Below are 12,907 nucleotides of genomic sequence, written 5' to 3' on the forward strand. Positions count from 1 at the left end.
AGGATCTTGAGGTCGGAGGATCAGGCGGACCGGAGCACAAGGCCCCGGTCCGCCCGGCTGAACATGCGGCGTGTCAGTCCTCTTTTTTCACATTCCAGAAGACCGGCACCGGCGACGGGATCATATCGACCAGCTTGGTGCTGCGGGCCTGAGGCGAGAGATACTGGCCAAGCGGAATGTAGTTGACCACATCAAGCGCATGGGCCTGGATCAGCTTCGCCACGGCAAGCTGTTCTTCCGGGGTTTCCGCCTTGATGAAGTCCTTGCGCAGGGCTTCAAGTTCCGGATCTGTCGGCCAGCCGAACCAGGCATCATTGCCACGGCCGTTGAGCATCGGGTTGATCAGCGGCGTGTTGATTTCCGGAACGCCCCAGTTGGTGAAGAACAGGTTCCAGCCGCCTTCTGACGGCTTGGACTGGCTTGCACGGCGGGTCACCAGCGTCTGCCAGTCCATCGGCTGCATGTCGACGTTGAAGCCGGCATTGCGCAGGGCCTGAGCTGCCACGATCGGCTGGGCGGAGATGGTCGGAACGTCCGTCGGCTGCATCAGGATGACCGGCGTGCCGTCATAGCCGCTTTCGGCGAGAGCCTTCTTCGCGCCCTCGATGTCGCCGCCGTTGATCAGGGTTTCAGCGCCGGTTTCATCCGCCAGCGGCGTGCCGCAACCGAAGACCGCCCCGCAGACCTTGTAATAGTCCGGGTTGCCGATCAGCGTTCCCAGAACCTCCTGCTGGCTCAGGGCCATCAGGGCCGCCTTGCGCACCTTCACATTGTCGAAGGGCGGATAGAGGAAGTTCATCCGGCCCATGGTCTGGTAGCCAAGCGGGTCGCGCACTTCGGCAACAACCTCGTCACTTCCCTCCAGGATCGGCAGAAGATCCACCGGCACCTGTTCCATGTAGTCGATTTCACCGGAGAGCAGCGCATTGATGGACGTCTGGCTGTCGGGCATGGTCACCCACTTGACCTTGTCCACGTTGACAACCTTGCCACCGGCCATCCAGCTCGCCGGCTCGGAGCGCGGCACGTATTCCTTGAACTTCTCGTAAGTCACGCTGACGCCGGGCTGATACTCAGCCTCAACGAACTTGAACGGACCAGACCCGATGAAGCTGGTGATGGAAGTGTCGACAGGGGTCGCTGCCACACTGGCCGGCATGATGAACGGCGGCAGAGCGGACTGTTTCGCGATCGTGTCGATCAAGGGCGCGTAGGGCTCCTTCAGCGTCCAGACGAGGGTCTTGTCGTCCTTGGCCTCCAGGCTTTCGGTCACATCGAAGATCAGCTGACCACCGGAGTCCTTCTGTCCCCAGCGCTTGAGCGACGCAGCCGCATCGGCAGCTGTTACGGGAGCCCCATCATGGAACAGCAGGCCGTCGCGCAGGGTGAAGGTATAGACCTTCTTGTCCGGGGAGATTTCCCAGGAGGCCATCTGCGGCTGCGGCTTGAAGTTCTCGTCCACGGCGACAAGCACGTCATAGATCATATAGGCGTGGTTACGGACGATATGGGCGGTGGTGATCACCGGATCGACCACGCGCAAGCCGGAGTGCATCACCGCGGTGATGACCTTTTCTTCGGCTTGTGCTGCTGTTCCGAGCCCTGTTCCGGCAAGGAGCACGCCTGCGATGAGACCACTGGCTGCCCGGTGGGTCATGCCGGACCAGAAGCCTTTCGGTTTCGCCTGTTTTTGAACCCTGTCTCTTACACTCAACATGTCTTTTCCTGTCTGGTTAGGTGATGTTTTGTGTTTTGATTTTTCCCGGCCTGTTTCCGGCCGGTTGAGTGCGGGCGAAGCGCAGGGCCGCAAGAGTGGCCCCGTGCACCCGGATCGGTCAATGCGCCTGTCCCGCCGCCAGCGGCACAGGCGCGCGGAAAGCTGGGCCGCACGGGGACATGCGGATGCCTTCCCTCAGGTTTTCAAACGGCAGATCGCTTGCAAGCAGAGCCATCGGTCCCGGTGACTTGCAGACCAGGATCGTTTCGGCAATCGGCGTGAAATCCGCCCGGAAATGCACAGAGCTCTTGTTGACGAGAATGGCCTGTTCTGTCGGCTCGATCCCGACAAACCGGTACATGGACTGGTCGGCAAGCTGCACCTTGCGGCTTGCGAGAACCACCCGAACACCGCCAATCTTCAAACAGGCCGAGGGACCAAGGCTCATATGCGAGGCGCCGAAGAACGGGCCGGTCGCGGTGAATTCCCCGTCAGAGAGTTTTTCGACCGTGAAAGTTGCCGTGAACGGCTCATCTCCGGCAACGCCGGACTTGCCGCCGAGGGTCAGCGTGACATCAGCCCCCTCACCGGCTTCATGAGCTTTCTGCGCCGCCTGGGGATCTACAATCAGCCCGATGGCAGCCTTCTGCGCATCAGCCCCGACCAGGGCACGGAGAATTCCCGCGGTGTTGGAATCCCCTCCGGCTCCGGGATTGTCCTGGGTATCGGCAATGACAACAGGCTTTTCTGCTCCCCGGCTCAGACTTTGCGCCAGCGCCACGCAGGCGTCCGGCTCATATGCTTCGCCCTTGAAATCCGCTTCCTTCTCCAGAACTGCGGATACAAACCTGTGAGCGGCGGCGGCCGCCGCTGCCTCATCCTCAGCGTAAACCAGAACCGAGGGGCAACAATCGGCGAAATCGGCCGCCGGAAAGCCCATCAGGAAGGACGCGCTGAACACTTCACCCGCTTCCAGTCCGGCCAGGTCTGCATAAAGGCTCTTAGCCGGCTCAATATCCGTGCACTGCCAGGGAATCGGGATCAGGAACGGGAGCTGACGGAAGGCCTTTGCGATGGGCTTGCCCCGGCTCATCAGTGCGTCCAGCTGAACGGCCGTGCGGTAGCCGGTCTCGGCCATGTCCACATGGGGATAGGTGCGGTAGGCAACCATAACGTCGCTGGCGTCGACCATCTTACCTGTCACATTGCCATGAAGGTCCAGACTGGCGGCAACCGGAATGTCTGGTCCGAGCGCGGCGCGAAGACGGGCAAGGATTTCGCCTTCTCCATCGACCAGATGATCACAAACCATGGCGCCATGCAAATCGATATAAAGCCCGTCCAGAGGCCCAGCTGCCTTCAGGCGTTCGATCAGTTCGCCAAGGATCCGTTCGAAGGCGTCTTCTTCCACATGGGCGGAGGGAATGGCGACGGCCCAAAGCAGCGGCACCAGTTCCCAGCCAGCCTCTTCGGCAAACCTCACCGCCCCTGCAACGCCGATGTTGACACCCTTGCTGTGGCTCAGGACCTCAGATCCACGGCTGAGCGGAATGTGACCGCCGCCTTCCTCGAAATGAGAAAATGTTGCAGGTGAAGGTGCGAAGGTATTGGTTTCATGAAGAAACCCTGCAACAGCCACACGTCTGGTCACTTCAAACCGCCTCCGCTCTGCCCGAGATCATTTCAACCGGATCCGTGAACCACCCGACGGTGGTCTTGCGTTCCGCGCTGCGCCAAATCTTGTCTTGAATCGGAGTATCGCTATGCGATACAGTCGTATCTATGTTCATGCTAGATGGTTTTTCAACCTCTGGTCAATCGCCGGACCGGCTTATTTGAAGGCACCATGAGCCCAAATTATTTGCGATCGCTGCCCAGAACACCGCCAGAGAATGGCGAGACTGAAAAGGATGCTCTTTTCGTTCAGTCGATTGCGCGGGCCATGGATGTTCTGTCGATCTTTCATCAGATCGACCGGCCGCTTTCCTTGCAGGAAATCAGCTCTCTGACGGGCCTTGGCCGGAGCAATGTCCAGAGGATTGTCTTCACCCTCCGCTCGCTTGGCTACATCACCCGCGATCCGGATGACCGGGGCTATGTTCCCGGCCTCAGACTGCTTGACCATTCCCTCGACTTTCTCCGGCTCAACCCGGTCGTGGTAAAGGCAACCCCGATCCTGCTCGAATTGCGCCGGGCCGTCCGGGAAAGGGTCGATCTGAGCATCTGGGACGATTTGCGGCTGGTCTACGCCTCCCGGCTGCAAAGCAAGCGCGAGATCCTCACATCGACCTTCATCGGCTACAGCGTTCCGGTGTTTTGCGTCTCCGGCGGCTGGGCCATTCTCTCCCAGCTTGGAGAGGACGAAGCCGACAGCATCCTGACCCGCTCCCGCAGGAAGGCGGTCACGCCCAAAACCCTGACGGACCTCGGCGCGCTCAAGGAAAAGATCCGGGAAACCCGCGAAGCCGGTTACGCGACCGCGCTCGAGCAGGTTCTGCCGGGAGAAATCGCCATCGGCGCGGCCATTCTTGATCAGGCGCAACGGCCCGTTGCCGCCATCCATGTGGCCGGTTCCCTGTCCGAATGGACGCCCGAGGACTTCACCCGGCAGTTCGCGCCGCTTCTGGTCCAGGCCGCCCGGACCATCAGCCGGGGATAAGGCAGGAGCCGCCCTCCAGGTACCGCCCGGCATCACGACGCAATCACCGGCCAGTTGGTGATCGGACCCCGCCAATCCTCGAAGGCCTTGGCAAGGCGCAGCACGGTCAGGTCCTCAAACCGTGGCGCGACGATCTGGAGACCGATCGGCATGCCCGATTTCGAGAACCCGCAATTGATGGAACAGGCCGGCTGGTCGCCCATGTTCCAGGGCATGGTGAAGCAGATATGCTCGAAGGGCAGCGCCGGATCATTCGTCGGTGACGCCCATTCCGCCGGAAAGCTGACGATGGGATTGACCGGCGAAAGAATGGCATCAACCCCATTCAAGGCGCTTGCACAAGACTGGCGCATGGCGAGCATATGATCGAAGCCTGCCGCGACAGAAGCCCCGTCGATCTCCGCCGCAGCACTGGCCCAATCCAGAATATAGGGCAGGATCTTCGAGCGCGCCTCTTCGCTCAGTTTCTGCATCTGGGTCCAGAACCGGGCACGCCAGAACGTGTCGAGGCCATCCAGATTTTCCCGCGTCAGCAAGGGGCCAAGTTCGATGATCTCCGCGCCCTGCTCTTCGAACATGCGGGCAGCGGCGAGCACCGCATCACGCACGTCCGGATCGGCCTTCAATCCGGTTCCAGCGTCCAGGATCAGCCCGATTTTCATGCCCTTCACATTTGCAGAAGCAACATCATAGTCGAGTGCCTCAAAGGGAACGGAGGTTGCATCGCGCCAGTCCGGCCGCGTAATGACCGGCATGACCATGAGACTGTCATCGACGGTACGGGTCATCGGGCCAACGCAGCGGCCCGGATAATAGGGATAGACCGGCACCCGCCCCTGGGTCGGCTTGAAGCCGAAAAGCCCGGTCCAGCCAGCGGGCAGCCGCACGGACCCGCCAATGTCGGTTCCAATATGCAAGGGACCGTAGCCGGCAGCCCCGGCGGAGGCCGCTCCGGCGCTGGACCCGCCCGGATTGGTGCTGAGATCCCATGGATTGCGGCTCAGCTGGTGGAAGGTGGAAAGCCCGGAGCTCAGCATGCCGTAATCGGGACAAGTGGTCTTGGCGAAGATGATCGCGCCATCTTCCTTGAGCCTTGCGGCTGTCGGCGCATCCGCATCGGCAGGCACCAGTTCGGTTGCTGCCGTGCCCATGGGGACCGGATCTCCCTTGGTGGCAATCAGCTCCTTCAGCGTGACGGGCACACCATCGAGCGCGCCATCCGGCTCGCCCTTGAGCCATCTCTGTGTCGCCTCTTCCGCCTGTGCCATTGCCTGTTCTGGCCTGTAGTCATAGAGCGCGCCCACCTTCGGCTCGCTCGCCTCCACCCTTGCGCAGACCGCTGCCATGTAGTCGCTCGGCGATACGGTCTTGCCGGAAAAAGCCTTCAGAAGATCGCGCACTCCAAGATCAAGTAAGCCGCTCATTGCACCATCCGGTAACGTCAAGGAAGAGGAGGGAAATCCGGCAGTTTGCCACCGGTTTCCAGTCGGGGAAGAAGGCGCTTTGCATCGCCTGCATCCAAACTCTGCCCGAACTTTCCGTGTAAATTCAACGACGATATTGTGACCGCAGTGCTACGGTTTCCGTTGCACTCATCCCATGCGCCCCGTTTCTCCATAGGATCGCAACCGGGCCTCCAGATAGGCAGAAAGCTTTTCGGCGGCAAAGCTCAGGGAACGCCCCTGCGGAAGGCTCAGCTGGATCAGCGTGTCGATGGCCGCATCCTTCGCCAAGGGCCGGACAACCAGCTCTCCGGAGCGGACCTCCCGCGCAACGGAAATCTCCGGCAGGATGAGGATGGCAGCCCCTTGCCGGGCAAGTTCCTTCTGGATGGTGACGGAGGGCGTCGTGAACACCACGTCTGCGGGTGATCTTCCGGCGGCAGACAGCCGCTCTTCAAAGGCCTGCCGCAGGCTGAAGCTTGTGTCCGGCATGGCCAGAGGATAGGCGCAAAGTGTCTCCAGGGAGAGTTCCTGCAATCCGGCAGCAGGATGGGCAGGCGACAGGATCGCCGCGTGCCGGACCGGAACACGGCTGCGGGCGGCGACCTTCGGCTCGCAAGGGGAAAACAGGGTCAGCGCCATGTCGGCATCGCCCTCGTGCACAGCCTTCAGGGCCTCAGTGGCGGACCCTTCCAGAAGCCTGGCCCGTATCGCCGGAAAGTCTCTTGAGAATCCGGACAGCACTCCGGCCAGAATGGCCCCGCCCGTTGCTCCGTTGACATAGACGGTCACCTCCCCGCGCTGGAGGCCGCGCATGTCGTCGATGAGCTGGCGGGCAAGGTCGAACTCCCTCATGGCGCTTCGCGAGCGCCGCACCAGAAGCTCACCGGCTGCGGTCAGTTCAATCCCGCGGGCGGTCCGGTCCACCAGCGGCGCGCCGAAATGATACTCGAGATTTTCAAGCTGCCGGCTGATGGCGGTCGGAGAAACGCCAAGGTTCTGCGCTGCTTCGCGTATCGAGCGGCAGCGGGCAAGTTCGTTGAAATAGGCGATAGCTTGAAGCTGCATGGCGTCCGATCCTGAAAACTCCGGCGGGCTGAAGGGCAGAAGGCCTGCCCCGCATCTCAACTCCAGCACACAAACACCATGCCTTGCAAACGGGAAAGAAATAACGAATTCAAGCCATTCGCGAAGATCTTCGAGACTCCATCCGCTTGCCCAATCTTTAACCTGCCCGGATAAATTTCCGCCTAGAAAAGCAACCGAAAAACTTTTGTTTTGGTTTGTGTAAGGCAGGTAAAAGTGACAGGCTGTCGACCCTAGACGATCCAGGAGCAGACTTCGCATGGCGATCACGGCGGCAATCAGGCATCTAACCCACTACCGCTACGACAGACCCGTAACATTGGGACCGCAAATCATCCGGCTCCGCCCTGCGCCCCACAGCCGGACACGGGTCATTTCCCATTCGCTTAAGGTCAGTCCAGACCCCCATTTCGTCAACTACCAGCAGGATGCCTATGGCAACTGGCTGGCCCGTTATGTTTTCCCGGAGCCAGTGCGCGAGTTGAAGATCGAGGTCGATCTCGTCGCGGATATGACCGTCTACAATCCGTTCGATTTCTTCGTCGAGGAAACTGCCGAAGAATGGCCTTTCTCCTATCCTGAAGAGATCCAGGACGATCTGTCGATCTACCGGCAGGCGGAGCCCGCGGGACCGAAACTCGCTGCGCTTCTGGAGAGCGTCGACAAGACACCCCGGCGGACGGTCGATGTGATCGTCGGGCTGAATGCCCGCCTGTCGCAGGAGATCGACTATGTGATCCGCATGGAGCCGGGCGTGCAGACGCCCGAAGAAACCCTGACAGTGGGCAAAGGCTCCTGCCGGGACACAAGCTGGCTGCTCGTTCATGTGCTCCGGCATCTGGGTTTTGCCGCCCGCTTTGTCTCCGGCTATCTGATCCAGCTGAAGCCGGATCTTATTTCCCTCGATGGCCCTGCGGGTACAGATCACGACTTCACCGATCTCCATGCCTGGTGCGAGGTCTACCTGCCGGGCGCCGGCTGGATCGGCCTGGACCCGACCTCCGGACTTCTGACCGGCGAAAGCCATATTCCCCTCTCGGCCACGCCGCATTACCGAAATGCCGCACCGATCTCCGGCGTCGCCAGCTACGCCGAGGTGGATTTCAGCTTCGACATGCAGGTCTCCCGTGTTGCCGAGCACCCGCGCATCACCAAGCCGTTCTCGGAAGAAAGCTGGTCCGCTCTCGATGAGCTGGGCCGCAAAGTGGATGCGGCCCTGGAGGCGGGCGACACCCGGCTGACCATGGGCGGGGAGCCGACCTTCGTCTCCATCGATGATTTTGAATCGCCGGAATGGAACACGGATGCGGTTGGCCCGCAGAAGCGGGCCCTCGCAGACCAGCTGATCCGCCGCCTGCGTGAACGTTTCGCGCCGGGCGGCTTCCTGCATTACGGCCAGGGCAAATGGTATCCGGGCGAAACCCTGCCCCGCTGGACCTTCTCGCTTTACTGGCGCCGGGATGGAAAGCCTGTCTGGTCGAAGCCGGAGCTGATTGCGGCAGAGAAGGAAGACACTGGCGTCACCGCCGGGGATGCGGGAAATCTCGTCCGGGAAATCGCCAGCCAGCTGATGGTGGATCCGGATAATGCTGTGCCCGCCTTCGAGGACCCTGCGGAATGGGTGCTGAAGGAAGCCAATCTGCCGGAAAATGTCACACCGGAGAACTCCAAGCTGAAGGACCCGGAAGAACGGTACAGGATCGCGAAGGTCTTTGCCCGTGGCCTGACCGAGCCGGCGGGTTTCGTCTTGCCGATCCAGCGCTGGCAGACACAGGCGCGGGATCACCGCCGCTGGCAGTCGGAAAAATGGAAACCACGGCGCGGTCATGTTTTTCTCGTGCCGGGCGATAGTCCTGTGGGCTACCGCCTGCCGCTCGGCGCCCTGCCCTTTGTGCCGCCCTCCCAGTATCCCTATGTGAACACCGCCGACCCGACCGTCCCCCGGCCGCCTCTACCGGACCGGCTGAAACCGGAGATCCCGGCAGCGGCGGATCCCGATCAGAAGCGCGCGCATTTCACGCCGGGCGGTGAGCTGCAGGACCGGGTCGAGCAGCATCTCGACCTGTCGTCCTCGTCCGTGCGCACGGCCCTTGCCGTCGAACCGCGCGACGGGCGGCTGTGTGTCTTCATGCCGCCGGTGGAGCGGGTGGAAGACTACCTGGAACTGCTTGAGGCCGCGGAAAAAGCTGCCGAGACCCTGGGTCTCAAGGTGCATATCGAAGGCTATGCTCCGCCCCATGATCCGCGCATCAATGTGATCCGGGTCGCGCCCGATCCGGGCGTCATCGAGGTCAATATTCACCCGGCCTCGAACTGGCAGGACTGCGTCGAGATCACCAACGCGGTTTATGAGGAAGCCCGCCAGTCTCGGCTCGGCGCGGACAAGTTCATGATCGACGGCAAGCATGTGGGCACCGGCGGCGGCAATCATGTGGTTGTTGGCGGGGCAACGCCCATGGACAGCCCGTTCCTGCGCCGTCCGGACCTGTTGCGCTCACTGATCCTCCATTGGCAGCGGCACCCGAGCCTGTCCTACCTGTTCTCCGGCCTGTTCATTGGGCCGACCAGCCAGGCTCCGCGCATCGACGAGGCCCGCCATGACGGTCTTTATGAGCTGGAGATCGCGCTCGACCAGATCCCCCATCCGGACAATGGCGTTCCGCCGCTGCCCTGGCTGACGGACCGGCTGCTGCGCAACCTTCTGACCGACGTCACCGGCAACACGCACCGGGCGGAGATCTGCATCGACAAGCTTTATTCCCCCGATGGCCCGACCGGACGCCTCGGTCTGGTGGAATTCCGGGGTTTCGAGATGCCGCCGGATGCCCGCATGAGCCTTGCCCAGCAGTTGCTGATCCGTGGCCTGATCGCCCGGTTATGGAAAGCGCCAGCCACTGGCACCTTCAGCCGCTGGGGCACCAGCCTCCATGACCGGTTCATGCTGCCCCATTTCATCTGGGAGGATTTCCTGGATGTGCTTGCGGACCTCAAGACCCATGGCTTTGCCTTCAGACCCGAGTGGTACGAAGCCCAGTGCGAGTTCCGCTTCCCCTTCTGCGGCGAAATCGAACTGGAGGGCGTGCATCTGGAGCTTCGCCAGGCCCTTGAGCCCTGGCATGTGCTGGGGGAAACCGGCGCGATTGGCGGCACGGTCCGCTACACGGACAGCTCAACTGAGCGGCTGCAGGTCAAGCTGACCACGGCCAATCCGGACCGCTACATTGTCACTTGCAACCAGCGGAAAGTGCCACTCAAAAAGACGGCAACCAACGGTGTTTCTGTGGCGGGCGTTCGCTACAAGGCCTGGCAGCCTGCCATGGCAATGCATCCGGTTCTGCCAATTGACGCACCGCTCACATTTGACGTATTCGACACCTGGTCTGGACGGGCACTGGGCGGATGCGTCTATCATGTCGCTCATCCGGGCGGCCGGAACTACGATGTTTTCCCGGTCAATGCCAATGAGGCGGAAGCCCGCCGCCTGGCCCGGTTCGAAAAGCACGGCCACACGCCCGGAGGTTACTGGCCGCAGGTGGAATACTCCCATGAGGAATTTCCAATGACACTCGACATGCGCCGGAAGGCAGGCATCTGACCATGAACACCAGACCGGACCCGGCCTGTATCAGCGACTACGGCGACTTGCTCGGCACCTACAAGACAGTGCCGGGTATTTCCGATGAGCTGATGGATTCCAGCGGTGCGGTGCGTCCCGTCTGGCAGTCTTTCCTGCGGGAGCTGGCGCAGCTTCCCGAAGAGGCGCTGGAACTAAGTCTGTCTCGCGGCAATCAATATCTGCGCGATGCCGGTGTGTTCTTCCGCCACTATGGGCCGGGCGATGACACGGAACGCGAATGGCCGCTCAGCCACGTTCCCCTCCTGATCGATGAAGACGAATGGGCGGAGATCGCGGCGGGCCTGGTCGAACGGGCAGACCTTCTGGAACAGGTCATGGCGGATGTCTATGGCCCCAACCGGCTAGTGGCCGAAGGCCGCCTGCCGCCATCACTTCTGGCAGCAAACCCGGAATGGCTGCGGCCTATGGCCGGTGTGCCGCCACGCGGCGGCCATTACCTGCATTTTATTGCCTTCGACATTGGACGTGGACCCGATGGCCAGTGGTGGGTTCTGGGCGACCGGACACAGGCGCCGTCAGGTGCGGGCTTTGCCCTTGAAACCCGGATGGCGATCTCGCGCAGTTTTCCGGGCATGATGACCCGCTCGAATGTGGAGCGTCTCGCTGGCTTCTTCCGGACATTCCGGGACACCCTGCTCAACATGCGGCCCGATGACAGCAGCCGGGTGGCGATCCTCAGCCCCGGGCCGATGAACGACACCTATTTCGAGCATGCCTATATCGCCCGCTATCTCGGCTTCATGCTGGTGCAGGGACAGGATATGGCTGTGCGCGACGGCGAGCTGATGGTGCGTACCGTCGCGGGCTTGCGCCCGGTCTCCGTGCTCTGGCGGCGCTTGGATTCGATCTGGTCCGATCCTCTGGAACTGGAGGAAATGTCGCGTCTTGGCACGCCCGGCCTTCTGTCCGCCTTGCGGGCAGGCTCCTTCACGATGATCAACGCCCTGGGCTCCGGTGTGCTTGAGATGCGTGCGCTCATGGCCTTCATGCCGGGTATCGCCGAGCACTTCAACGGCCGGCCGCTGCAGCTGCCAAACATCGCGACCTGGTGGTGCGGCGGCGCGCGCGCAAGGGACTATGTGAAGGCCAACGCGGAGCGGATGACGATTGACGATGCCCTGTCGACCCGCCTGCCCTTCGATCATGGCGATCAGGTGGTAATCGGCGGACGCACCACGGATGGCGGCTTGGTCGCACCGGAGTGGATTGACGCAAAAGCAGAAAAGCTGGCTGCGCAGGAGATCGTCTCCCTGTCGACCGCACCAGCGCTTGTTAACGGCAGGCTTGAACCCCGGCCCATGAGCCTGCGTGTTTTCCTGGCCCGCACACCGGACGGCTGGCAGGTCATGCCTGGCGGCTTCGCCCGTATTGGCCACTCCGGCAGCAGCACGGACATTTCCATGCAACGCGGCGGTTCCGTCTGCGATGTGTGGGTGGTGGCTAAGGAGCCCGTGAAGAACGAAACCCTGCTTGAGCAGCCTGACAAGCCTTTCCACCGCAGCACACTTGGCGTCCTGCCCAGCCGGGCTGCCGACAATCTTTTCTGGCTCGGCCGGTATGTGGAACGGGCAGAAGAAAAAATGCGGTTGCTCCGGGCCTATCATCTGCGCCTTGCCGAGACGGATCTCGCAGATCTGCCCCTTTCGGCGTTCCTGGCCACCCATCTGGAAGGGCTTGGGCTTTCTCCGGCAGAGCCGCTGCCGGCCGGTCTGATCAGCGATATCAGCGCGGCGCTCGCCAGTGCCGGTCAGATCCGTGACCGCTTCTCGACAGATGGCTGGAACGCTCTTGCCGATCTGCTCCAGACCGTCCAGTCCATGGCGCCAAGGCTCAAGCCCGGTGACGATACGGCCCGGGCCATGGGCGTCCTGTTGCGCAAGATTTCCGGCTTTACAGGTCTGGTGCATGAGAACATGTACCGGTTTATCGGCTGGCGTTTCCTGACCATCGGCCGCGCCATCGAGCGGACCTGGGCCACCTCCGGCTTTCTGGCCGGCTTTACCCATCCGGATGCTCCGGAAGGTGCGCTGGATCTGGCGATTGAGGCGGGGGATTCCATCATGACCCACCGCCGCCGCTATGCCGTGTCGACCAGCCGCAACACGGTGATCGACCTTTTGCTTCTGGATGCCATGAACCCGCGCTCGGTGCTGTATCAGCTTCAGGCCATCAAGGAGCATCTGGGTTTCCTGCCGGTCGCCGATGACCATGGTGCTGCCGTGCCTCCTTTGCTGCGCAATGTCATGACGCTGGAAACAGAACTCGCGGTGTCCTCGCCTGAAGAAGTGACGCCGGAAAGGCTCAACGGAATTGCCGCGGAAACCGCGCAATTCTCGGCTCTTCTATCCCGCTCCTATCTCGGTTAG

General features: G+C 61.8%; 7 protein-coding genes. 3 read left to right on the top strand and 4 right to left on the bottom strand.

All coding sequences use genetic code 11. The features are described from left to right. Positions 1-73 precede the first annotated feature (73 nt). Complete coding sequence (locus IG616_RS05525) at positions 74-1,717, bottom strand: ABC transporter substrate-binding protein (RefSeq protein ID WP_192147128.1); 1,644 nt, start codon at positions 1,715-1,717, stop codon at positions 74-76. Between the two features lie 118 nt (positions 1,718-1,835). Continuing rightward, on the bottom strand, positions 1,836-3,368 hold the full coding sequence (locus IG616_RS05530; RefSeq protein WP_192147129.1) for a M81 family metallopeptidase: 1,533 nt from the start codon (positions 3,366-3,368) through the stop codon (positions 1,836-1,838). Positions 3,369-3,563: 195 nt separating this feature from the next. On the opposite strand from IG616_RS05530, the gene IG616_RS05535 reads away from it, so the two are divergent. Next, complete coding sequence (locus IG616_RS05535; protein WP_192147130.1) at positions 3,564-4,376, top strand: IclR family transcriptional regulator; 813 nt, start codon at positions 3,564-3,566, stop codon at positions 4,374-4,376. Between the two features lie 32 nt (positions 4,377-4,408). Here IG616_RS05535 and IG616_RS05540 read toward each other — a convergent pair whose 3' ends face one another. Next, on the bottom strand, positions 4,409-5,800 hold the full coding sequence (locus tag IG616_RS05540; RefSeq protein ID WP_192147131.1) for an amidase: 1,392 nt from the start codon (positions 5,798-5,800) through the stop codon (positions 4,409-4,411). A gap of 168 nt (positions 5,801-5,968) precedes the next feature. Beyond that, complete coding sequence (locus IG616_RS05545) at positions 5,969-6,886, bottom strand: LysR family transcriptional regulator (RefSeq protein ID WP_192147132.1); 918 nt, start codon at positions 6,884-6,886, stop codon at positions 5,969-5,971. Between the two features lie 277 nt (positions 6,887-7,163). Here IG616_RS05545 and IG616_RS05550 point away from each other — a divergent pair, with 277 nt between their 5' ends. After that, positions 7,164-10,499 carry a transglutaminase family protein gene (locus IG616_RS05550; protein ID WP_192147133.1) on the top strand — a complete coding sequence of 1,112 codons (3,336 nt, stop codon included), beginning with the start codon at positions 7,164-7,166 and terminating at the stop codon, positions 10,497-10,499. A 2-nt stretch (positions 10,500-10,501) separates the two neighbouring features. Continuing rightward, entirely contained in the window at positions 10,502-12,907 is a 2,406-nt protein-coding gene (locus IG616_RS05555; protein WP_192147134.1) for a circularly permuted type 2 ATP-grasp protein, read from the top strand.

It is taken from the genome of Roseibium litorale (assembly GCF_014842915.1).
GTDB lineage: Bacteria > Pseudomonadota > Alphaproteobacteria > Rhizobiales > Stappiaceae > Roseibium > Roseibium litorale.

Bases quoted from the DNA above. Each gene is read 5' to 3' on its own strand.
- IG616_RS05535 (WP_192147130.1), top strand. From the start codon at position 3,564: ATGAGCCCAAATTATTTGCGATCGCTGCCCAGAACACCGCCAGAGAAT.
- IG616_RS05540 (WP_192147131.1), bottom strand. From the start codon at position 5,800: ATGAGCGGCTTACTTGATCTTGGAGTGCGCGATCTTCTGAAGGCTTTT.
- IG616_RS05555 (WP_192147134.1), top strand. From the start codon at position 10,502: ATGAACACCAGACCGGACCCGGCCTGTATCAGCGACTACGGCGACTTG.
- IG616_RS05550 (WP_192147133.1), top strand. From the start codon at position 7,164: ATGGCGATCACGGCGGCAATCAGGCATCTAACCCACTACCGCTACGAC.
- IG616_RS05525 (WP_192147128.1), bottom strand. From the start codon at position 1,717: ATGTTGAGTGTAAGAGACAGGGTTCAAAAACAGGCGAAACCGAAAGGC.
- IG616_RS05545 (WP_192147132.1), bottom strand. From the start codon at position 6,886: ATGCAGCTTCAAGCTATCGCCTATTTCAACGAACTTGCCCGCTGCCGC.